Raw genomic sequence first — 22,637 nt, 5'->3', positions numbered from 1 at the left:
ATGGCGCGAAAAATTTGCGGCGTCCTGCTGGGTTCTCCGGAGATCATGACCGAATACATCGCGGCGTTCGAGCAGGCGACGCCGCAGTTTCATCTGGCCTTGCCGCAGGATGTCGCCGATCCCGAGGCAGTCACCTTCGCGTTGGCCTGGGACCCGGGCGCCGACGATTTTCGGCCTTACCCTAACTTGCGCCTGGTCTCGTCTATCGCCGCCGGCGTCAACGGGATTCTGGCCAGCGCGAGTCTGCCCGGCGACGTACCGCTGATGCGGATTGCCGGTGAATCCCAATCCCAGATGATGGCGGGGTTCGTGACCTGGCACGTGCTCTGGCACCACCGGCGCTTCGGCGAATACCTGGCCCATCAGCGACAGGCGTACTGGGAGCGCCTGCCCAAGCGCGACGCCAGTGACGTGCGTGTTGGTCTCCTGGGCGCCGGCAAGATGGGCGGGGCCGTCGCGCGGGCACTCAAGGCGCTGGATTACGATGTGGCGATCCATTCGCGTAGCGGGCGCAATCTGCCGGTAGGTATCACGGGCTTCAGTGGTGACGAGGGTCTCGCTCAGCTCGCCGCGCGCAGCGAGATCCTGATCAACCTGCTACCGCTGACGCCGGAAACTCGCGGCATCCTGAACGCCGAGCTGTTCACTCGCCTGCCGACCGGCGCCGTATTGATCCATGTCGGCCGCGGCGAGCAGCTCATCGAGGCCGACCTGCTCGCCGCGCTCGATAGCGGGCAGCTCTCGGCGGCATCGCTGGATGTGTTTGCAGTGGAACCTCTGCCGACAGATCATGTTTTCTGGCGCCACGACAGGATCGTCGTGACCCCGCACGATGCCTGCGATTCGACGCCGACTCAGGTGGCCCACGAGGTCGCCGAAGCGATGGCGCGGCTGGATGACGGCCAGCTGCCGGCAAGCGTCGTGGATCGCCACGCGGGCTATTGAGGATCAGGCGGACTGCGTATGACGAGGACAACATCGATGAAGACCTTTTTTCACGACGACCAACTGTTGCACCAGCCGCAGACCTATTTTTCCCGCGGCAGGATGCGCGAACCCCAGGAAGTTCGCGATCGCGCCGAACATCTGCTGGCCGCGGCCAGACGACTCGGCTTCGAGATTCGGGAACCGGCGGATCATGGGGTCGCCCCATTGCGGGCGGTGCACTCGCTGCCCTATCTGCGCTTCCTCGAAAGCGCCTATCGGCGCTGGCACGAGCTCGACGAGGACTGGGGCGAAGAGGTGATCTCCAGCATCTTCGTGCGCTCGCCCAATGCGCTGCGTGGGATTCTCGCCGAGACCGCGCGCTACCTGGCCGATGGCAGCGCGCCGGTGGGCCAGCATACCTGGCAGGCCGCCTACTGGGCGGCGCAGAGCGCGGTAGCCGGTGCCGAAGCCCTGCTCGGCGGTGACCGCTTCGCCTACACGCTGTCGCGCCCGCCGGGGCATCATTCGGGTATCGATTCCGCCGGCGGCTTCTGCTTTCTCAATAACGCCGCCATCGCCGCGCAGCATCTGACTTCGCGTTATCCGCGCATGGTCGTACTCGATACCGACATGCACCACGGCCAGGGCGTTCAGGAGATCTTCTACGAGCGTGATGACGTGATGTACATCTCGATTCACGGCGACACCACCAACTTCTACCCGGCGGTCACCGGCTTCGAGGACGAGCGCGGGCGTGGCGATGGCCTCGGCTACAACCTCAATCTGCCGATGCCCCACGGCTCACCGGAGTCGGTATTTTTCGAGCGTCTCGAAGAAGCGTGCCAGGCAATTCGGCTGTTCGAACCGGATGCGCTGGTGCTGGCGCTGGGCTTCGATATTCACGAGAAGGACCCCCAGGCCAAGGTGTCGGTCTCCACGCCGGGATTCGGCAAGCTCGGTCGCGCCATCGCCGATCTCGACCTGCCGACGCTGGTGGTGCAGGAGGGCGGCTATTACCTGGAAGGGCTCGAGGCGAATGCGGTGAGCTTCTTCGAAGGGTTATCGGGCCGGTGACAGATCGGCTTCGCAGGATAGCCGCCTAGAGATTCTGGATCCGAAAAACCTTCGATCGGTCGATCTCGTCGCCGGCGACCATGAAGCGACCATGGCCACGGTAGTGGAGCGTCCGCGGGAGCTCGATCGAGGTGTCGACGTGGGCCTTGACGATCTCCCAGATGAACAGCTCGTGGCGGTCGATCTGGCTATCATCGGCCAGCCGGCACTCGAAGCTGGCATAACACTCGGCTACCAGCGGGGCCGAGACCTCGTCTCCTGCGACAGGGGTCAACCCGAACGCCTCGAATTTGTCGATGTCGTCGCCATCGCTGTTGCCCACGCCGACCACGGCATCGATCAGATCCAGCGTCGGCACGTTGATCGTGCATTCGCGGCTTTCGCGCACCAGCCGGTGGCTATGGTTGCCGGCGGTGATCAGGCAGCCGAAGTGTGCCGGCGCGAAGCCGAGCATCATGTGCCAGCCCATCACCATCAGATTGCGTTCGCCCTGCCACTGGGAGCCGACCAGTACGATGGGGCCGGTTTCCAGATGGCAGCGGCTTTGATCCAGCGGGAAATCGGTCTTGAATGATCTCAAGCGACGTTCCTCTCTGCCGATAGTGTGATTCCAGCATAGACCTCTGACAAAGACCTCTGACATAGATCTTTGGCAAAGGCCTCTGAAAAACACCTCTGGCATCGATGACTCGCATACCGCTTATCGATGCCTTCAATTTTTCGTCACAATCTTGTGGTTATATCCTGTGTGCCATCCCACCCGGACTTCCTTATCCAGGATCCGGCCCCCTCTATTCAAGGAGAAGCAGCGTGAAGATTTCAGGGCGCATCAAGGCGTTGATCATTATGGCCGTCGTTGTCTACGTGCTCGCGCACGTGGTACGCGCCATGCTGATGACGCTGATTCGCCCGCATGCGCTGCTGCCTCCGCCGCGACGGTCGTCGGCACTGCCACGATCAGCGCCACGCCTCGAATGTGACGAGGCCGAAACGCTCAAGCACTGCACGCGTTGCTGATCAGCGCTTGCCCGTAGCGCAGTGATATCGACGCGCCCGATCCCTCGGATCAGGTGCGTTTTTTGCGAGCTACGAACCCACGCGAACGCCATCGTCGGCTATGATGAAATCCTGCCGTGGCACCGTTTGCTGCTCACGGTGACGACGCCCCGAGGCCAAGGACAGGATTTTCATGCAATCAATCAAGACCGCCCTGATCGGCGCCGTCCTCTGCAGTGTGGCCGCCCAGGCTAACGCGGCGGATAGCGTTACCATCGGCACCAACAACTGGGCCGAGAACATCGCCATCTCGCACATGTGGCAGCAGTTGCTCGACGAAAAAGGGCACGACGTATCGCTGAGTGAAGTCTCCAAGCCGGTACTGTTCGGCGGGCTGGCGGAGGGCGATATCGATGTGTCTCTCGAGGTCTGGCTGCCAAGCGATTCCGAATATCTCAAGCCTTATGGAGAGCGGATCAGCCTGCACGAGACCTGGTACGACGATGCGCTGGATGCACTGGTCGTGCCGGCTTACGTCGAAGACATCGATACCATCGAGCAGCTCAAGGCGCATGCCGACGATTTCGAGTATCAGGGGGAATCGACGATTTTCGGCATCGAGCCCGGCTCGTCGATCGCCAGCGAAACCGATGCCACCATCGAACAGTATTCGCTACCGTTTCGCCAGTTGAGCAGCAGCGAGTCGGCGATGCTGGCGCAGCTCAAGGATGCCTATCAGCGTCACGAGCCGATCGCCGTGACGCTATGGCAGCCCCACTGGGCGTTTGCCGAGTACGATCTCAAGGTGCTGAAGGACCCCAAGAAGACCTACAGCGCCGGTGAGCAGATCAAATGGGTGTCGCATCAGGGCTTCGCCGCGTCGCATCCCGACGTCGCGAAGATGCTCGACGCCTGGCACATGACGCCGGAGCAGCTTTCCCAGTTGATGCTGACGATCGAGAAAGCCGGCGATCCCGATGATGGCGCGGCCCAGTGGATCGAAGAGAATCGGAAGCTGGTCGATGGCTGGCTGGCGGCGGATGACAGCGACTGAGCGTCAGCTCACCGTCGTTTTCCCGAGCTATCTTGCGCGCGAATTCCTGAAAGATTTTCGGTAACCCGCACCGCCGCTCACAAAAACGCCCGCACTCGAAAGAGTGCGGGCGTTGCCGTTTCTGCAAGGCATCGTTATTGAATGGCGTTACCGACGCCATGCCATCACGATCACTTGTTCGGCTGCTTGGTGACGCGGAGATAGGGCTTCTTCTCGTCCCAGCCGTTGGGGAAGAGTTCCTTGGCCTTCTCGTTGTCGATCGAGGGCACGATGATGACGTCGTCACCGTCCTGCCAGTTGACCGGTGTAGCGACCTTGTAGCCGTCGGTCAGCTGCAGGCTGTCCAGCACGCGCAGGATCTCGGCGAAGTTACGGCCGGTGCTGGGCGGATAGGTGATCGTCAGGCGCACCTTCTTGGCCGGGTCGATGATGAACACCGAACGCACGGTATTGGTACCGCTGGCGTTGGGGTGAATCATGCCATAGGCCTCGCTCACCGAGCGGTCGCCGTCGGCCAGCAGCGGGAAGTTGAGCCCGCAGCCCTGGGTCTCCTCGATATCGCCGACCCAGCGGGTGTGATCGTCCAGCGGATCGACGGAGAGGCCGATTGCCTTGGTGTTGCGACGTTCGAATTCCGGCTTGAGACGCGAGACTTCGCCCAGTTCGGTGGTGCAGACCGGGGTGAAGTCCGCCGGATGGGAGAACAGGATGACCCAGTTGTCGCCGGCCCATTGGTGAAAACTGATCGGTCCGTCGGTGCTTTCCTGGGTGAAATCGGGAGCGGTATCGCCAAGTTGCAAAGCCATGACTTTCTCCTGTTGCCGTTGGCGGCCTCGGTTCGAAGCCTAGAGTCGAATGCTCATCATGACGAGCGAGGGCGGCGCTGTGAAACAATCGATAGCCATAACGACATGCCTGCGCTCGTGGGATGTATCCGTAACATGGATGAGTGACGTACCCATAACGTGGTAGCCAAGATCCGATATCTCAAGGGCGCGGCGGTTTTTCCCTCACATGCCGCCCCCAGTTGGCACTCTCGAATCCGTGCGCGGGCTACGACGACCCGGTCAGTTCGTGGGGGCGGCCGCGCCCAGGTAGTGCTTGCGCCAATAGCGGATATCCAGCGACGAGACGCTGACGGTTCGCCCACTGCCGGGGGCATGGATCATCTGGCGATCCCCCATGTAGATACCGACATGGGTGGCGTGGCTGCCGGCGCCGAAAAACAGCAGATCGCCGGGACGGGCAACATCGATCTCTTTCAGAGCGTGAAACTGATCGTTGGACGTCCGTGGCAACGAGACGCCGATCTTGCCGTAGGCCATCTGAACCAGTCCCGAGCAGTCGTAGCCCCTGGGCGTGCTGCCGCCCCATTGATAAGGCGTGCCGAGCGCATCCTTTGCCGCCGACATCACCAGAATGCGGTCGATGGAAAGGTTGTTGCCATCGATGGCGGGTCCGTCGTCGCGAGTGACGATCGCCTTCTGCGTGCTGCAGCCGGCCAGCAGAAGCAAAAGCAGCCCGGTGAATAACAGGCTTAGGCGAGAAAGAGCCGGCGGTCGGCAAGCGCGGGTTCGATGTGTGACAGCGCGTTGCGTCATGGGGTGGGGAATCGTGCCTGTCGCCATGCCCGTGGGCCCTGTTTGCCGGTTTCAACCGAGTGTAGAGCAGAGTCCGGGTAGCGCAAAGTCGTCGGCCGGGTCGGTCAGCGACATGACCGGCATCGACGTCGACGCTTGTGACGGCCGGACGGTGCCCTCATCTTTCCCACCGATGCCTTCGCCCTCGACGTCGTCATCATCCGTCTTAGTCCCTCTTTTCATCGTCAGCCCAAGGAGTGTTCCATGACGATCGCCGAAGATCAGGTTCCAGGCGTGCAGCCCGCCACCGCCGATAGCCAGGGTTTCGTGCTCAACCACACCATGCTGCGGGCCAAGGATCCCGAGGTCTCGCTCGCGTTTTATACCCGCGTGTTCGGCATGCGCCTGCTGCGCAAGCTCGATTTCCCCGAGATGCAGTTCACGCTCTACTTTCTGGCGCGGGTCGACGACGAAAGCGCCATCCCCGAGGACGACGGCGAGCGCACCGCCTACACCTTCTCGCAGAAAGGCGTGCTGGAGCTGACTCACAACTGGGGCAGCGAGAACGACCCCGACCTCAGCTACCACGACGGCAACGCCGAGCCCCAGGGTTTCGGACATATCTGCTTCTCGGTGCCGGATCTGGCAGCGGCAGAGCAGTGGTTCGATGCCAACGCCGTCGAATTCAAGAAGCGCTCGGACCAGGGAAAGATGAAGAACGTGATCTTCGTCAAGGATCCCGACGGTTACTGGATCGAAGTCGTCCAGCCCTCGCTGTCGAAAGGACTGGGAGCCTAGGGCACATCGCCCGGCGTCTCTCCACCCGGCAGGGCGTTGCTTGGGCGCTGGGGTGAGTCGCCTTGGGTCGATGCATAGGGTGAACGGCGCAGACAGCTGGCATCGAGCTGGTCGAGAGCGGGGCGGCCGAGCTGGGCCATCACGTTGTGCAGCTGATCCTTGAGCAGATCGATGGCGTGGGCCGCACCCGCTTCGCCGCCGAGTGCCAAGCCGTAGAGCGTGGCGCGTCCGCACAGCACGCCTTCGGCGCCCAGCGCTACCGCCTTGGCGATGTCGCTTCCGCGTCGAACGCCGCTATCCAGCAGCACGTGCATCGAATCGCCTACCGCGTCGACCACTTCGGGCAGGGCGTCCAGCGTCGCCGGGGCACCGTCGAGCTGGCGCCCGCCGTGATTGGTGACGACCACGCCGTCGGCGCCGATGCGCTTGGCCTCGCGCGCGTCCTCGGCGTTGAGAATTCCCTTGATCAGCAGCTTGCCGGGCCAACGCTTGCGGATATCGGCCAGCACTTCCCAGGTCAGCCGACGCGTCATGCGCTGATTGATGTAGCCGGCAGCACTGCCGGCGCTCTGCTGCTCCCTGGGCAGATATTTCATCAAGTTGCCCAGCGTCGGCAATCCCTGGGGCCAGAGCGCACGATAGGCCCACTGCGGATGCAGACCGGCGTCCAGCAGGTAAGGCCACGCCAGACGCCGCGGGTTGAGATAGCTCCTCGAATCCCACTCCCGACGCCCCAGCACCACGGTGTCCGTGGTGACCATCAGTACTTCGGCGCCGGCGTGTTTCGCCCGTTCGAGCATGTCGTTGCGAACCGCTTCATCGTCCAGCACGTAGAGCTGAAACCAGAGCCTCACCGCCGGCACCGCAGCGGCGATCTGCTCGAGGCTGGCGCAGGAGACCGTGCTCAGGGTGAACGGGATGCCGCGACTGGCCGCGGCCTTCGCCAGGGCGATATCGCCGTCCCGCCACAGCATGCCGTTGTAGCCGGTGGGCGCGATCGCCAGTGGCAGTTCGGCGGGGCCATCCAGCAGCCGGGTTCGGCTGTCGCGGGCTTCGACGTCGACCAGGGTGCGCGGCTGCCAGCCCCAGGCGGCAAAGGCGCGGCGGTTGTCGCCGAGGGTGATCTCGTCTTCCGAACCGCCGTGGACATACTCCCAGGCGAAGGCGGGGAGTCGGCGACGCGCCATCCATGCAAGCTCGTCGATGCTCTGGGCGCGGTGCCAGCGGTAATGGGAGGAGTAGCGTCGTTTCACGGGGCCTCTCGCGGTCGGCGGATGACGATGCGATCGACGTTAGCACGCCACTCGTTTTCCGGCGATTCCACCAACGGCGAGGAACGGAACCCCGCCAGCGCGATGGCGTCTGATAGGAGATTCTTCCCGAGGCAGCCCGATTCGCGACGATCGGGTATGCTGCGACATCGACGGCAATTCACTAAAGGATGCGTGTTCATGGATCGTAGAACCCTGCTGAAGAGCTCCATCGCGTTGGCCGCCTGGTATGGTCTGCCCTCGGCCCCGCTGTTTGCGGCGGCGCGGGCTTCCAGCGGTATCGCCGATGGGCAGTCCGAGGCGTTCAGCTTCGATTGGCTACAGCAGTTCGCCAAGGGTCTGGCAGCCAAGGCCTATCAGAGCAACGTCGAGCAGCTACCGCCGACGCTCGCCAATCTGACGCCGCAGCAGTACAACGCCATCGGTTACGATCCCGACCATTCGTTGTGGAACCGCATGAATGGCCCGCTCGATATCCAGTTTTTCCATGTTGGCATGGCGTTCAACCAACCGGTGCGGATGTACTCCATCGATCCTGGCAGCCAGAAGGCCAAGGAGATCCATTTCCGCCCGGATCTGTTCGACTACTCCAAGGCCGATGTCGACGTATCGCAGCTCGAAGGCCAGGGCGATCTCGGCTTCGCGGGATTCCGCGTGTTCAAGGAGCCTTCGCTGACCGAGCGCGATATCGTCTCGTTTCTGGGCGCCAGCTATTTCCGCGCGGTCGATGACACCTATCAATACGGCCTTTCGGCGCGCGGCGTGACAGTGAATACCTACAGCGACGGCAACAAGGAGGAGTTTCCCGCCTTCACGCGGTTCTGGTTCGAGACGCCGGAGAAGGGCGCGACCACGTTTACCGCCTATGCGCTGCTCGATTCTCCGAGCCTTGCCGGGGCCTATCGTTTCGTCATTCATTGCGAAGACGACCGTGTGGTGATGGATATCGACAAGCACCTCTATCCGCGCGAAACGATCGCCCAGCTCGGTGTCACCCCGATGACCAGCATGTTCAGCTGCGGTACCCAGCAGCGCGACATGTGCCTGACCTTCCACCCGCAGATCCACGACTCCGATCGACTGTCGATGTGGCGTGGCAACGGCGAGTGGGTCTGCCGGCCTCTCAACAATCCGCCGCGGGTCCAGTTCAATACCTTTGCAGACGACAATCCCAAGGGCTTCGGCCTGCTGCAGACGGACCACGACTTCAGCCATTACGAAGACATCGTCGGCAACTATCACAAGCGTCCGAGTCTGTGGGTCGAGCCCAAGGGCCAGTGGGGCAAGGGCGCCATCCAGATGCTCGAAATCCCCACCACCGGCGAGACCATGGACAACGTAGTGGCGTTCTGGAAGCCGGAGCAGGCGATCGAGCCGGGGCAGACGCTGAGCTACGGCTACAAACTCCACTGGAGCGCGCAACCGCCGGTCAAGCCGGATCTGGCTCGGGTGCGCAAGACCTTCACCGGTATCGGTGGTTTCCCCGAGGGCTGGGCGCCGGGAGAGCACTATCCCGAAGTCTGGGCCAAGCGCATCGCGGTGGATTTCATCGGCGGTCAGCTCAAGCACTTCTATGACAACGATATCGGCATCCATACCCAGCTCGACGTGCCCGAAGGCGACGTCAAGCAGCTCGAGATTCTGTGGGTCGAGGAGATCGACGGCTTCCGCATCCAGTTCGACTGGTACCCGACCAGCGATTCCACCGATCCGATCAACATGCGCCTGAACCTGACCGCCGATGACAAGGCGGTGAGCGAAACCTGGCTCTATCAGTACTTCCCGACCCCGCCGGAAGAGAGAAACTATCCCGCGCATCCGGCGGCCAGCTGATAACGCCAAGGCACTGACAACGACGATAGAAGGACACCACGAACGGGGCGGCCAGTTGGCCGCCCCGTTTGGTTGGCGGCAATCCGCTTTTTTCCGATTTTTCCTGGCGTTCACTGGCGGGGTCGATATCATCGGCGGCTTCGTCTGGCGGCAGGGCCCGGCAGGCAGGGTTCACGGTTTGAAAAGAGGCGATTCATGAATGCTGTGGTGCTGGCCATTCTGATCATGGTCACGTTGAGTCTGGCGCGGGTCTCGGTGGTGTTTGCGTTGATCGTTGCGGCACTTGTGGGCGGACTCTACGCGGGAATGCCGCTGGACGGGATTCTCGAGGCCTTCAATGGCGGGCTGGGTAACGGGGCGACGGTCGCCATCTCCTATGCAGTGCTGGGAGCGTTTGCGGTAGCGCTGTCGCGTTCGGGAATTACTCAGGGGCTCGCTCGCCGCGCCGTCGAGCGATTTCATCTCGAGGGCGTCGGAGCAGGTCGGCGCAAGGTGACGCTGGGTTTGCTGGGCTGTCTGCTGCTGGCCGCGATCAGCTCGCAGAACCTGATCCCGGTGCATATCGCTTTCATTCCGATTCTGGTGCCGCCGCTGCTGGTGCTGATGAATCGTCTCAGGCTCGATCGACGCGCCGTGGCCTGCGTCATCACCTTCGGCATCACCGCGCCCTACATGCTGTTGCCGGTGGGCTTCGGGGCGATCTTTCTCAACGACATCCTGCTCGGCAATCTCAACGCCAGCGGCGCGGATCTCGGCCTTCATATCGAGGCCGCGCAGGTGCCGCTGGCGATGGCGATACCCATCGGCGGCATGGCACTGGGGCTGCTGGTGGCGGTGTTCTTCAGCTATCGTCGTCCGCGGGATTACCAAGACCGTGCGCTCGTCGGTCAGAACCCCGAGTCCGCTCAGGTCCAGGCCCAGGCCCGAGCCCAAGATCAGTTCGAAGGGGCCGGCCAACGTCTCGAGTCTTGGCAGAAACTGGTGCTGGCGCTCGCTCTCGCCGGCACCGTTGTCGTTCAACTGCTTACCGAGTCGATGGTGCTGGGCGGGCTGTTCGGCTTCGCATTATTGTCAGTTAGCGGCGTGTTTCGCTGGCGCGAACAGGACGATGTCTTCACCGAAGGCATGCGGATGATGGCCCAGGTCGGTTTCATCATGATCGCCGCCGCCGGTTTCGCCGGGGTGATGCAGGCGACCGGTTCCGTCGACAGCCTGGTGACGAGTTCCGCGGCGATGATCGGCGACCACAAGGGGTTGGCGGCGCTGATCATGCTTATCGTGGGTCTGTTCATCACCATGGGCATCGGCTCGTCGTTCTCGACCATTCCCATCATCGCCTCGCTCTACGTGCCGCTGGCGCTGAGCTTCGGCTTCTCGCCGCTGGCGACCGTCGCTCTGGTGGGCACCGCGGCGGCGCTGGGCGATGCCGGCTCGCCGGCCTCGGATTCCACCCTGGGCCCGACCGCCGGGCTCAATGCCGATGGTCAGCACGACCATATCTGGGACAGCGTGGTGCCGACCTTCCTGCACTACAACGTGCCGCTGCTGGCCTTCGGGTGGGTCGCAGCGATGGTGCTTTGAGCTACGAGCTACGAGCTACGAGCTACGAGCTACGAGCTACGAGCGCGAGGCCGTCTGCTGGCTGGCGTAACCGGCGATGGCGCCGGGCGTGGTCCACCAGACCCGCTCGGCCTCGCCATAGGCCGCAAGTTCACCAAGCACTTCGCGCAACTGGCGCAGTCGGAACGGCTGACCGATCAGCCACGGATGCAACGCGATACCCATGACCAGCGGCTGGTGGCGGGACTGTTCCCGAAGCTCATGGAACTGATCGCGAATCATGGTGGCGAACTCGTCCATCGAGACGCGATGGGCCGATATCGTCGGAATATCATTGAGCTCCTGCGGGTAGGGGATCGCCCACAGATCGCCGTGAGCCGTCTGCATGGTGATCGGGCGGTCGTCGTGGGCCCAGTTGAGGGAGTAGCCGAATCCCGCTTCGCGCAGCAGGTCGGGCGTCGTCTCGCTCTCCGAAATCCAGGGTGACAACCAGCCACTTGGCGTGGCGCCATAGCGTTCGGCGAGCCGGTCCCGGCAGTCGTGGATCAGCTCGCGCTCCTGCGCTTCACTCATCTGGCCTTGGCGCTCGGCATTGGTATGACCATGAGCGATGAGCTCGTCACCACGCGCCTGGAACGCGTCCAGTAGCGTCGGGCAGTGATCGAGAATCGAGGTGTTGGCGATCACGCCAATCGGCAGGTTCAGCGACTCGAAGAGTTCCAGGCAGCGCCACGCGCCGACGCGATTGCCGTAGTCGCGCCAGGCGTAATTGAGCACATCCGGTTCGCCCTCCGGTGCTGGTGGCGCGATCCCCACGCCGCGCCCCTCGCCGAAAGCGTAATGCTCCAGGTTGAAACCGATATAGACGGCGAGGTCGGTATCGCCGGGCCAGCGCCACGTGTCCCTGTCGGTGATGGCGCGGTAATCGAAGCGTTGATGGTGGCGTAGCGGGCGGCGAGTCATCCTTGTCTCTCCAGATCGAGTGGGACCACTAGCGTAGACGCGAACGAGACCGATGAGGCAATCACGCTTCATAGGCTGCTAAGCTAGAGTCACCTTCATGACTCGTTAGGGAAGATGGATGAGTAAAAGCACCGACAAGAGCCCCAAGACCGCTAAAACCACCAAGACGACGAAGCGTGGCGCCACGCCGCTCAATGCAGAAGCGATGACGTTTCTGGAGCGCTATCTCAACAACGCCTCGCCCACCGGCTACGAGTGGGAAGGGCAGAAGCTGTGGATGGAATACCTGCGCCCGTACGTGGATGAGTTCATCACCGACACCTACGGCACCGCGGTCGGCGTGATCAATCCCGACGCCGAGTACAAGGTGGTGATCGAAGGCCACGCCGACGAGATCTCCTGGTACGTCAACTACATCACCGACAACGGCCTGATCTACGTCGTCCGCAACGGCGGCAGCGATCATCAGATCGCGCCTTCCAAGCGCGTCAACATCCATACCGACAACGGCATCGTCCAGGGTGTGTTCGGCTGGCCGGCGATCCATACCCGTCGCCAGGGCCCGAAGGAACAACCGCCCGAGCTCGACAATATCTTCATCGACGTCGGCTGCAGCACCAAGGACGAAGTCGAAGCGCTCGGCGTCCATGTCGGCTGCGTGATCACTTACCCGGACGAATTCTTCGTCCTCAACGGCGACAAGCTCGTGTGCCGGGCGATCGACAACCGCATCGGCGGCTTCATGATCGCGGAAGTGGCGCGGCTGCTGAAGGCGCGCAAGCAGAAGCTCGATTTCGGTCTCTACATCGTCAACGCGGTGCAGGAAGAGGTTGGCCTGCGCGGCGCGGAGATGATCGCCGAACGGCTCGATCCCAACGTGGCGATCGTCACCGATGTCAGCCACGACACCTCGACGCCGATGATCGAACCCAAGCGTGAGGGCGCCAACAAGATCGGCGACGGCCCGGTGATCTGCTATGCCCCGGCGATCCAGAACAGGCTGCGCGAACGGCTGATCAAGGTCGCGACCGAGCAGAAGATTCCGTTCCAGCGCCTGCCGCGCTCGCGCGCCACCGGCACCGATACCGACGCCTTCGCCTACAGCAATTCCGGTGTCGCCTCGGCGTTGATCTCGCTGCCGCTGCGTTACATGCATACCACCGTCGAGATGGTCCACAAGCAGGACGTCGAGAACGTGATCGAGCTGATCTACCACACCCTGCTCGACATCAAGCCCGGCGAGACCTTCAGCTACTTCGACTGAGTGGCGTGACGCCGGCCCGGGCCAACAGCTCGGGCCGGCTAGTCGGCGTAGCCGCATCACAAACCAAGACAGTCAACATCTGAGCAGTATCGAAATCTAAAGCACCGTCAAAATCTGAACACCACGTCACCAACAACAACATCGTCTGGGGGTTCTCATGACAAAAGCGACCGGCACTCTGCGCTGGTACGAACGCGTACCGCATCCCGCCATTCTGATTTTCTGTCTGTTGATCGTGGTCTGGGTTATGACGCTGATCATCCCCGCCGGGACTTTCGATCGGCATGAGATCGATGGCCGTAGCGCCGTCATTCCCGGCACTTTCCATTTGATCGACGCCGCGTCTCCTTCCTTCCTGGAAATCTTTCACGTCGTGCCGCTGGGCATGGTTCAGGCGGCGAGCATCATCATTGTGGTATTGATCGGCGGCGGACTATTCCGCGTACTCGAAGCGACTGGCGCGCTGGAAAACATGGTCGGCACCCTGGTCAAACGCCTGGGCTCCGATCATCCGGTGCCGCTGATCTGGCTGATGACCTTCGTCTTCGGCGCACTCGGTGTGGCGGTGGGTTACGAGAACAACATCGCGCTGATCCCGATCGCCGTGCTGCTGGGGCGGGCGATGGGCGGCGACCGTCTGGTGGGAACCAGTATCGCGCTGGGCGGCGTGGGTATTGGCTTCGCCACCTCGCCGATCAACGTCTACACCGTCGGCGTTTCGGACCAGATTGCCGATCTGCCGCTGTTCTCCGGGGCCGGGCTTCGCAGCGTGTTGTGCGTCGGTGCGCTGTGCCTGCTGGCGCATCACACCAGCCGCTACATGAAGAAGCTCAGGCGCGACAGTAACGCTACGCTGCTGCGCGATGCCGAGGACGAAGGCAGCTCGCTGCGCAAGCCGCTCGCCGACTATCGGCTGAACGCCAGCGACTATCGCGTGCTGGGCACGTTCGTGATCGGGCTCGCGATCATGCTCTATGGCGTATTCAGCTACGGCTGGTACATCGACGAGATATCCGCCACCTTCCTGGCGATCGCTATCGTGGCGGGGCTGATGGCGCGGCTGCCGGCTTCGAAGATCAACACGTACTTCTTCGAGGGCGCGGCCTCGGTGACGACCGGAGCGTTGCTGGTAGGCCTGGCGAGAGGGCTGCAGGTACTGCTCGAACAGGGCCAGATCGGCGACACCATCGTTCACACCCTGGCCGAACCGCTGGGCCACATGCCGGTGCTGGTCTCGACGCTGGCTATGACCCTGGTTCACTCGGTCATCAACTTCTTCATTCCTTCCGGCAGCGGCCAGGCGATGGCAACGATGCCGATCATGATTCCGCTGTCGGATCTGATCGGGATGACCCGGCAGACCGCGATCCTGGCGTTTCAGGTCGGCGACGGCCTGACCAACCTCATCGTGCCCACCTCGGGCGGCACGCTCGCCATGCTGGCGATGGCACGGGTGCCCTATGACGTCTGGGTGCGCTTCTTCTTCCCGATGCTGCTGCAGGCGTTCCTGCTGAGCTGGGTGATATTGGCGATCGCCGTCGCCATCGATTGGGGCCCGGGGTGATGCCGCTGGACGTCAGATACTGATCAGCCCTTCCCACCACTGGCGGATCGGCTTCCACCAGCCGGGCGAGTCCTCGCGGCCTTGGCGGTTGCTGTCGAGATAGACCGTGGCGGTCAGGCCCGCGGAGAGCTTGGTGCCTGCGGGGATGTCGTCCAGCGCGATGCGTACCGGAATCCGCTGGGAGAGCCGTACCCAATCGAAGGAGGCGTTGACCGCGGCCAGCCCGTTGTTCTGGCTGCTGAGGCTGCCGTCGCTGATACCGCGGGCGAAGCTGTCGACATGGCCCCAGATGGCCTGGTCGCTGGAGAGCAGCTGGACGCGAACCGGCGCGCCGATATCGATGCTGTCGAGCTTGGTCTCCTCGAAGTAGCCCAGCACGTAGAAGCTTTCGGCATCGACCAGCGTCATGGCATCGGCTCCCACGCTTACGTACTGGCCGGGGCGCAGCAGCAGGTTGGTGACGTAGCCGTCGACCGGCGCGCGCACGGTGGCGCGCTCCAGATCCAGCTTGGCCTGATCGACTTCGACCTTGGCCTGCTCGACGGCGGCCTGGGCCGTGGCCAGCGAGAAGCGGGCGTTGTCCTTGTCTTCCTGCGAGACGTAGTTCTTCAGCCGCTGGCGACGACTGTTGGCTGCCTGCGCTTCGTCACGCTGCTGCGACAGCTGATGGAGATTGGCCTGGGCTTCGTCCAGCGCCAGCTGGTAGCGCTGCTGATCGATGGTGAACAGCACGTCGCCTTTGGCCACTCGTTGGTTGTCGTGGACCTCGAGATCGTCGACGAGCCCGGCGACATCGGTGCCCAGATTGACCACGTCGGCACGCACGCGGCCGTCGCGGGTCCACGGGTCGTGCATGTAGTGATTCCAGATCTGGGCGACGGCAATGATCGCGGCGACGACCAGGGCAAGGGTCAGGAGTAGCCGCACACTCTTGCGGAGTCCGGTAGGCCAGTTCATCAAGGTCTTTTCCTTATCCAGCGATCGGTAGCGAGCCCGTGAGGGCGAGCACCGACCACAGCAGCAAAGCGAAAATGGCGATATCCGCCAGCACCGGTTGCCAGAACCAGTGATAGAGCCCCAGGCGGACGAAAAGGCGGCGAAGCAGCAGATAGAGCCCCAGCGCCAGCAGAACGGGAACGGCCAGCGGCGGTAACAGAAACCCCAGAAACGACCACTCAGTCAGCATGTCGGGATCCTCCGGGCGTAGCGTTGGCCGTAGACGTAGACGTGCTGGCGGTCGTTTCAGAGTCCGCATCGCCGGGCCCATCGAGGCTCTCATCAAGACTCTCATCGGTAGCTTCACCGGCGCGGGCTTCGAGCGCGACCCCGGGTGCTTCACGCATCAGATGGCCCAGCATGGCGATTTCGCCGATGCTGGCGATCGGCAGATGGGCCTGGTGATAGAGCCGTTCGCCCCAGCCGACGGCCTCGTCGGCGAGTTCGTGCCAGACGGCGGGATCGTGACGGCGCCGGGCAACCACGCGCCTGCCGATATCGCCGAGCCAGGCTTCTATCTCCGCGCGGTGGGGGCCGAGCGCATCGCGCAGACGGCGGATCCTCCATACACAGAGCGCCAGCGCATGCAGGTCGATGGCTTCGCGCACGGCGCTGTCACTGCCGCCCAGCGCGACCAGTCGGCCCAGGCGGTCGTAGAGACGACTTTCCAGCCGCGCCCGATTGGGCAATGACTTTTCCCGAAGCAGCCGGCCGAGACCTCGCCAGTAGGCGGTCATCAGCGTCTCGATCCGTTCTTGCGCGGAGCGCTGGCGGAACAGCGAGTAGGTGATCATGGAGGCGATGGTGCCAATGATCGAAGCCAGCCCGCCATTGATGTAGCTCGTGGGCGAGAAGGTGTAGGTCGAATGCAGATTGAGCAGGGTCATCATGGTAATGGCTCCGGCCAGCCCGATCAGCGACCAGCGCGGGTGCGGCGTCATCAGGGTGCCGATGGCGACCGGAATGCCGATGGCGATGGCTAGCAGTGGAAAGCCGTTGATGGCCGGCAGCACCAGAAACAGCAGAATGCCGCCCAGAATGACCGCGGCGATCGAGCCCCACAGGAATTGATAGACCACGGCGGCGGGGGTGGGCGCCTTGGCGAACAGCATGGTGAAGACGCCGAGCAGCATCATCGCCAGATAACCGGAGTGCCAGCCGCTGTGCACCCAGATCTGGCCCAGCAGCTCGAAGGCGATGAACACACGAAAAGCGTTGTAGCGGGCGACAAAGTGTTCGTTGTGGGTGACGCGAGAACGGCGTTGACGGGGCAGCGCCTTGACCTTCGACGAGGTCGGATCGTCGAGCGCGTTGCGCAGTCGACGGCCATGCTGCAGAAGCCCCAGCACTTCGCCCAGGCGCTGGCGAACCAGCTCCGCCCGGGCGCGGGTGCGCGGTGCGATGGCGTCATCTTTCCAGTCGAAATCGGCCAGCGATAGGCGTTCGGTCGGCTTGCCATCCGGTTCGGACTCGATGGCCCGGAGCAGCGGTAGCGCCTGCTGTCTCAATTCGGTCAGCCAGCGCTCGCCGTCGTCGCAGTGGCGCAGATAGTCGAGTGCCGTTTCCAGTTCGCGCACGGCAGTGATCAGCGCCAGGCCGTCACTGGCGAAGCGGTCCAGCGCGGGGATGAAATGACTGAGACGGCGAGTCTCCAGCCGGGCCAGCCCCCGCAGCTTCTCGAACTGCTGATAATGCTGGAACAGCGCTTTCAGCGGGGCGTCGCGAGTCGCCTGAGAACGTGGCTGAGAGCGTGTCTGAGAGCGTGGTTCGGCGAGCGTCGTCAGCGTTCCGGTGGCGGCCTGGGAAAGAAAGCGGGAAAGCGCGCTCGGTAGCGCACGGCTGCCGAAACGCGGCGCGATCACCACGTGCGCGAGCAGGCCGCAGCCGATGCCCAGCGCTGTCTCGCTGAAACGCCCTTGCGCCACCGACCAGATATTGTCGACGCCGGTACCGATCGCCGTCAGCGACACCAGCGTCGCGGTATAGCCGCTGAGCATCATCACGTAGCCGAGGTGTTCATCCTGCTCGAGCATGACCCAGTACATGCAGAACGCCAGCCACGCGCCGGCAAACAGCAGATAGAGCATGGGTTGCTGGCCGAACAGCGCGATCATCACCAAGCCGACGATGGCGCCGAACAGCGTGCCGAAAAGCCGCGCCACGCTGCGCCCGATGATGATACCGATCGGCGGCGTGCCGCCGGTGAACATGACCGGCTGCAGGGTCACGATCATCACTGCCAGAATCGCCCAGGCGGGCTGATAGAGATCGAGGCGCATCGACAGGAACAGCGCCAGCCAGACGGCCAGCACCGTTCGCAACGCCAGCAACCAGTGATCGGCAGGAATTCGCATCATAAATGACCAGGACCCGTGAATGCGGGCATTCACGGGTCGATGTGTTAGAGCGCGGTAAATGAGTCCTGAAACGCGTCTGAGAACGTATCAAGCGCAGTAAAAGTTAGGCTGCGAATAATCTCATTACACGCGACTTTTGTCTACCGCCGAGACAGAAGATCGGTGAGGCGAGAACACCGGAGAACGATAGAAGGGCGAAGGATGGCAACGGACCGGCGTGCTCGATCGAGCCTTGAGGCAAGTGGCCGTTGTCGGGAACGACTGTTGCCATCAAACACTCGGTCAGGAAGATAGTTCCCGCCGTCTTCTGACATCGACCGGCCAGTGGGTGGAGAGCCTCTGAGCCAGCGGGCGTTCGCAGGCGAGATGGATACGCGGCAATCCCAGCCACGCTGCCAGCTGCTCGAACTGCCGTGACAGGGCGGTGAGATGTGAATCGTCGAAGATGATGCCCGGCTCCGGGTGAATCGCCAGCACCGTCAGTTCACCGTCGGCCCGGCGTGCGCGCAGATCGATTCGGCCGATGAGCCGGTCGCCGTGGAGAAACGGCATGACATAGTAGCCGTAGACTCGCTTGGTCGGCGGTACGTAGAACTCGAGTCGATAGTGAAAGCCGAACAGGCGCTCGGTCCGTTCACGAAACCAGATCAGCGAGTCGAACGGGGAAAGCAGGGCGGAGGTGTCGATCCGGCGGGGGATTCGCGGTTCGCCGACGACATAAGCCGGTTGGCGCCAGCCTTCCACCGACACCGGCGTCAGCGTGGCGTCCTCGATCAACGTCTGCAGCGCGGCACGGGTGTCCTGCGGCGCCAGCCGGTAGTAGTCGCGCAGATCCTTCTCGGTCGCCACGCCGAGCGCGCTGGCAGACTGGCGCAGCAACTGACGGTGGGCCTCGAGTAGATCGGGCTCGGGCTGGTTGAGTACCGTCGCGGGCAGCACTCTCTCGGGCAGATCGTAAAGCCGTTCGAACCCTCGACGGCGGGCCACGGTGACTTCACCGGCGGCGAACAGCCACTCCAGCGCGTGTTTCTCGTCGCTCCAGTCCCACCAGGGCCCGGCCGGGCCTTCACGTGTATTCAGCGCGCCGGCGCCCAGCGGGCCGTGATCGCGCACGCTGGCCAAGACGCGATCGATCACCTCACGCCGCTCTCGGCCGAATCGAGCGAGGTGCTTGTAAATGCCGATGCCGTCCTGCGCGCGGCGCATGCGCCAGCGCATCGCTGGGTAGAGCGAGATCGGCAGCAGCGAGGCCTCGTGGCCCCAGTATTCGAACAGTGACCGGTGGCGATTGCGGCTCCAGGCCGCCTCGTCGAGCAGTGCGGTCGGGTAAGGGCCGAGACGCGAGAAGACCGGCAGATAGTGGGAGCGAGCCAGCGCGTTGACGGAATCGATCTGCAGCACGCCGAGACGATCCAGCAGACGATTCAGGTGACCGCGATTGACGGCATCGGGAGACCGAGACGTGAATCCCTGCGCTTTCAGGGCAAGGCGACGTGCCTGGGCGAGCGTGAGACGGCGTTGGAACGGGGGAATCACTGACGACATGCGAGGGACACTTTCTCGGCGAAAACGGCAAGGGAGGTTGCCGGGAAAGTGTCGTTCAAGCGGAGGCAATTGACCAGCGCCGGGACTGACCAGCGCCGACGCGGCGCTGGCCTGGTGGCCGCTAGTCTTCGGCTTCCAGCGCGTCGAGCAGGGTGTCGACGTTGTGCTGGAACATGCCGAGGTAAGTGCTACCTTCGCCGTCCGGCGTCAGCGCGTCGGCGTAGAGCGTGCCGCCGATGGCGACGCCGGTCTCTTCATGCAGCTGATTGATCAGCGCCGGATTGCTCATGTTCTCGAGGAACAGCGCCTTGGCGTGGCTGGACTCGATCTGTTTGATCAGGTTGCCCATGTCGCTGGCGCTGGGCTCGGCCAGCGTGTTGATGCCCACCGGCGAAAGCAACTGCAGGCCATAGGCATCGGCGAAGTATCCGAAAGCGTCGTGGCTGGTGATGATCAGCCGATTGGCCTCGGGAATGTCCGCCATGCGCTGCTTGGCGTCGGCGTCCAGCGCTTCCATTTTTTCGATGTACTGCTTGGCGTTGGCCTGGTAGTCGTCGGCATTATCGGGGTCTAGCTTGACCAGCGCATCGCGAATGTTGCGGGCGTACTGTTCGCCGTTCTCGAGATCCTGCCAGGCGTGCGGATCGACATCGCCGTGATGATGATGGCCTTCCTCGGCAGCGGCGTGATCATGATCGTCATGGTCATGGTCATGGTCATGGTCATGGTCATGGTCATGGTCGTGGTCATGGTCATGGTCGTGGTCATCGCCATGGTCATCGCCGTGGTCGTGGCCTGCCTCGTCTTCGTGACCTTCGAACGGTCGTGTCTTGATGCCGTCGCTGGCGACGACGATGTCACCCTCATATTCGCTGGCGTCGATCAGCCGGTCGATCCAGCCCTCGAGCTGCAGGCCGTTAACCACGATCAGATCCGCGTCGGCGAGTGACTTTGCATCATCCGGCTTGGGCGAGAACGCATGCACATCGCCATCCGGGCCGACCAGCGAGGTGACCGCGACATGATCCCCGCCGACGGTTTCGACCATATCGTCGAGAATGCTGAAACTGGTGACGACCTTGAGCGGGTCCGCGTGAGCGTAGATCGGTGACAGGGCGGCGATACTCAGGCTACCGGCGAGCACGTTCTTGAGAAGCGTTGAAGCGATCGATTGGCGGGACATCGTGAATCCTCGTAAAAAGTGGAACGGTGGTGAATCAGCGGGGAGCGGGGTACTGAGTGATGAGTGCCGGATCAGCCGTGAGCGTCCGGCGGCAGCATCGGTTGAACCCGGCGGCGCCAGCGGGCAAAGACGCTGTGGTAACGCCCGAACAGCGCGGAAAGCAGGTAGACCACGCCGGCAAACAGAATGATGCAGGGCCCGGACGGTAGGCCGGCGTGGTAAGAGAGCAGCAGCCCGCCGACGCTCGAGACCATGCCGATGGCGATTGCCAGCCCCATCAAGCCCTCGAGCCGCTTCGACCAGAAGCGCGCGGCGGTGGCCGGCAGCATCATTAGGCCGACGGCCATCAGCGTGCCCAGCGTCTGAAAACCGGCGGTCAGGTTGAGCACCATCAAGCCCAGAAACAGCCCGTGCACCGCGCTACCGCGGATGCCCTGGCCGCGCAGAAACAGCGGATCGAGACATTCGACGACCAGGATGCGGAAGATCGCGGCCAGCACGATCAGGGTCAGGCTCGACACACTGACGATCAGCCACAGCGCGGTACCGTTGACGGCCAGAATCGAGCCGAACAGCACATGGGTCAGGTCGACGCTGCTGCCACGCATCGAGATCAACATCACCCCGGCGGCGAGCGAAATCAGATAAAAGCTGGCGATGGCCGAGTCTTCACGGTGGCCGGTCAGGCGCGACACGCTGCCCGCCAGCCCCGCCACCAGCAGCCCCGCGAGCAGGCCGCCGAAGCTCATCGCCGGCAGCGAAAAACCCGCCAATAGAAAACCGACCGCGACGCCCGGCAACACGGCGTGGGCCATGGCATCGCCGACCAGACTCATGCCGCGCAGCGTGAGGAACACCCCCAGCGGCGGGGCGACCAGCGACAACGCCAGCCCGGCCACCAGCGCGCGGCGCATGAAGCCGAAATCCAGCAGCGGAGAGAACAGCCAATCGATCATGTCAGCATCTCCGCCGGTGAAGAGGCGTCGCCGGCCCGAGAGGGCGTCGACCAGGTGCCGTGCCCGCGCTCCAGCCGCAGAGTGCGATCGGCCAGTCGCGTCATCTGATCGTGATCGTGGAGCACGATAATGATCGCCGCGCCCTCGGCCGCCATGGTGCGCAGCACGTCGATCAACACCTCGACGGTGGCGGCATCGACATTGGCGAACGGCTCATCGAGCAGCAGCAACTGGGCTTCCTGCATCAGCGTGCGGCCGAGCAGGGCGCGCTGGCGCTGGCCGCCGGAAAGCTCGCCCAGCGGGCGGTGTTCGAACGCCTGCAGACCCAGGCGCTGCATCACCGCCTGACCACGGCGATACTCCGGTGGCCCGTAACGCTTGAAGCTGCCGTGGGTCGGCCAGCAGCCGCTCATCACCAGTTCTTCGACGCTCATGGGGAAGGTCAGGTCCAGCGCCAATTGCTGCGGCAACCACGCACGGCGGGCATTGGGAACCTCGCAGCGAACGCGGCCGCTGATCGGGCGCAGCTCGCCCATGATGCCCTGGACCAGCGTGCTCTTGCCGGCGCCGTTGGCGCCCACCAGCGCGGTAATCGTGCCGGCCTCGAAATGACCGTCGATATTCTCCAGCACCATGCGGTTGCCCTGCGCCAGCGACAGGGATTCCAGCGTCAGTAGCGTGTCGGACTCTGCCATGGATCGTGTCTGCAACGGAGC

The 22,637-nt window shown here is 63.3% G+C and carries 20 protein-coding genes and 1 pseudogene; 9 read left to right on the top strand and 12 right to left on the bottom strand.

Translation table 11 applies throughout. The annotated features are described in order from the left end of the window. A complete protein-coding gene (locus DOM58_RS11970) occupies positions 1 to 945 on the top strand; it encodes a 2-hydroxyacid dehydrogenase (protein WP_110693046.1) in 945 nt (314 codons plus the stop codon). Positions 946 to 981: 36 nt separating this feature from the next. Further along, positions 982 to 2,001: a histone deacetylase family protein gene (locus tag DOM58_RS11965; RefSeq protein ID WP_110693045.1), complete on the top strand. Its 1,020-nt coding sequence runs from the start codon at positions 982 to 984 to the stop codon at positions 1,999 to 2,001. A 25-nt stretch (positions 2,002 to 2,026) separates the two neighbouring features. On the opposite strand, the gene DOM58_RS11960 is transcribed toward DOM58_RS11965, so the two are convergent. Next, on the bottom strand, positions 2,027 to 2,581 hold the full coding sequence (locus DOM58_RS11960; protein WP_110693044.1) for a flavin reductase family protein: 555 nt from the start codon (positions 2,579 to 2,581) through the stop codon (positions 2,027 to 2,029). 230 nt (positions 2,582 to 2,811) lie between these two features. On the opposite strand from DOM58_RS11960, the gene DOM58_RS11955 reads away from it, so the two are divergent. Both DOM58_RS11955 and DOM58_RS11950 read left to right on the top strand, forming a co-directional pair. After that, positions 2,812 to 3,018, top strand: coding sequence for a hypothetical protein (locus tag DOM58_RS11955; protein ID WP_075560604.1), 207 nt, complete (start codon positions 2,812 to 2,814; stop codon positions 3,016 to 3,018). 172 nt (positions 3,019 to 3,190) lie between these two features. Beyond that, the gene (locus tag DOM58_RS11950; RefSeq protein WP_110693043.1) at positions 3,191 to 4,051 is read left to right on the top strand and encodes a glycine betaine ABC transporter substrate-binding protein; all 861 of its coding nucleotides are present in this window, start codon (positions 3,191 to 3,193) and stop codon (positions 4,049 to 4,051) included. Positions 4,052 to 4,221: 170 nt separating this feature from the next. Here the strand turns inward: DOM58_RS11950 and DOM58_RS11945 are convergent. Together DOM58_RS11945 and DOM58_RS11940 are read right to left on the bottom strand one after the other, a co-directional pair. After that, a pseudogene (locus DOM58_RS11945) lies at positions 4,222 to 4,860 on the bottom strand (peroxiredoxin); the annotation flags it as partial. Between the two features lie 258 nt (positions 4,861 to 5,118). After that, a complete protein-coding gene (locus tag DOM58_RS11940; RefSeq protein WP_110693042.1) occupies positions 5,119 to 5,652 on the bottom strand; it encodes a C40 family peptidase in 534 nt (177 codons plus the stop codon). A 243-nt stretch (positions 5,653 to 5,895) separates the two neighbouring features. Between DOM58_RS11940 and gloA the strand changes: the two genes are divergently transcribed. Then, the gene (gloA, locus tag DOM58_RS11935) at positions 5,896 to 6,429 is read left to right on the top strand and encodes a lactoylglutathione lyase (RefSeq protein WP_110693041.1); all 534 of its coding nucleotides are present in this window, start codon (positions 5,896 to 5,898) and stop codon (positions 6,427 to 6,429) included. On the opposite strand, the gene DOM58_RS11930 is transcribed toward gloA, so the two are convergent. Then, a complete protein-coding gene (locus DOM58_RS11930; protein ID WP_223162173.1) occupies positions 6,426 to 7,682 on the bottom strand; it encodes an alpha-hydroxy acid oxidase in 1,257 nt (418 codons plus the stop codon). The two genes, gloA and DOM58_RS11930, sit on opposite strands and share 4 nt — an antisense overlap. Positions 7,683 to 7,880: 198 nt before the next feature. Here DOM58_RS11930 and DOM58_RS11925 point away from each other — a divergent pair, with 198 nt between their 5' ends. Further along, the gene (locus DOM58_RS11925) at positions 7,881 to 9,533 is read left to right on the top strand and encodes an OpgD/OpgG family glucan biosynthesis protein (protein WP_110693039.1); all 1,653 of its coding nucleotides are present in this window, start codon (positions 7,881 to 7,883) and stop codon (positions 9,531 to 9,533) included. 195 nt (positions 9,534 to 9,728) lie between these two features. Next, entirely contained in the window at positions 9,729 to 11,114 is a 1,386-nt protein-coding gene (locus DOM58_RS11920) for a Na+/H+ antiporter family protein (RefSeq protein ID WP_110693038.1), read from the top strand. Between the two features lie 36 nt (positions 11,115 to 11,150). Here DOM58_RS11920 and DOM58_RS11915 read toward each other — a convergent pair whose 3' ends face one another. Continuing rightward, the gene (locus DOM58_RS11915) at positions 11,151 to 12,056 is read right to left on the bottom strand and encodes a polysaccharide deacetylase family protein (RefSeq protein ID WP_110693037.1); all 906 of its coding nucleotides are present in this window, start codon (positions 12,054 to 12,056) and stop codon (positions 11,151 to 11,153) included. Positions 12,057 to 12,174: 118 nt separating this feature from the next. Between DOM58_RS11915 and DOM58_RS11910 the strand changes: the two genes are divergently transcribed. Beyond that, the gene (locus DOM58_RS11910; protein WP_223162172.1) at positions 12,175 to 13,320 is read left to right on the top strand and encodes a M42 family metallopeptidase; all 1,146 of its coding nucleotides are present in this window, start codon (positions 12,175 to 12,177) and stop codon (positions 13,318 to 13,320) included. 157 nt (positions 13,321 to 13,477) lie between these two features. After that, on the top strand, positions 13,478 to 14,884 hold the full coding sequence (locus DOM58_RS11905; protein WP_110693036.1) for a YfcC family protein: 1,407 nt from the start codon (positions 13,478 to 13,480) through the stop codon (positions 14,882 to 14,884). Positions 14,885 to 14,896: 12 nt separating this feature from the next. On the opposite strand, the gene DOM58_RS11900 is transcribed toward DOM58_RS11905, so the two are convergent. From DOM58_RS11900 to DOM58_RS11870, 7 genes are all read right to left on the bottom strand, one after another. Next, positions 14,897 to 15,841: an efflux RND transporter periplasmic adaptor subunit gene (locus tag DOM58_RS11900; RefSeq protein WP_110693035.1), complete on the bottom strand. Its 945-nt coding sequence runs from the start codon at positions 15,839 to 15,841 to the stop codon at positions 14,897 to 14,899. Positions 15,842 to 15,854: 13 nt separating this feature from the next. After that, complete coding sequence (locus DOM58_RS11895) at positions 15,855 to 16,070, bottom strand: DUF1656 domain-containing protein (protein ID WP_075560615.1); 216 nt, start codon at positions 16,068 to 16,070, stop codon at positions 15,855 to 15,857. Further along, a complete protein-coding gene (locus tag DOM58_RS11890; RefSeq protein ID WP_188113816.1) occupies positions 16,060 to 18,234 on the bottom strand; it encodes an FUSC family protein in 2,175 nt (724 codons plus the stop codon). The genes DOM58_RS11895 and DOM58_RS11890 overlap by 11 nt, the downstream gene beginning before the upstream one ends. A 285-nt stretch (positions 18,235 to 18,519) precedes the next feature. Further along, the gene (locus DOM58_RS11885; RefSeq protein ID WP_110693033.1) at positions 18,520 to 19,782 is read right to left on the bottom strand and encodes a winged helix-turn-helix domain-containing protein; all 1,263 of its coding nucleotides are present in this window, start codon (positions 19,780 to 19,782) and stop codon (positions 18,520 to 18,522) included. A 121-nt stretch (positions 19,783 to 19,903) separates the two neighbouring features. After that, positions 19,904 to 20,965, bottom strand: coding sequence for a metal ABC transporter solute-binding protein, Zn/Mn family (locus DOM58_RS11880; RefSeq protein WP_110693032.1), 1,062 nt, complete (start codon positions 20,963 to 20,965; stop codon positions 19,904 to 19,906). A 71-nt stretch (positions 20,966 to 21,036) separates the two neighbouring features. Next, positions 21,037 to 21,921 carry a metal ABC transporter permease gene (locus tag DOM58_RS11875; protein ID WP_075560619.1) on the bottom strand — a complete coding sequence of 295 codons (885 nt, stop codon included), beginning with the start codon at positions 21,919 to 21,921 and terminating at the stop codon, positions 21,037 to 21,039. Next, on the bottom strand, positions 21,918 to 22,616 hold the full coding sequence (locus DOM58_RS11870; RefSeq protein WP_110693031.1) for a metal ABC transporter ATP-binding protein: 699 nt from the start codon (positions 22,614 to 22,616) through the stop codon (positions 21,918 to 21,920). Before DOM58_RS11870 ends, DOM58_RS11875 begins: the two co-directional genes overlap by 4 nt. Between the last annotated feature and the right edge of the window lie 21 nt (positions 22,617 to 22,637).

The sequence above is a fragment of the Salinicola halophyticus genome, assembly GCF_003206695.1.
GTDB classification, from domain to species: Bacteria; Pseudomonadota; Gammaproteobacteria; order Pseudomonadales; family Halomonadaceae; genus Salinicola; species Salinicola halophyticus.
This window is presented reverse-complemented; position numbering and strand designations above follow the sequence as displayed.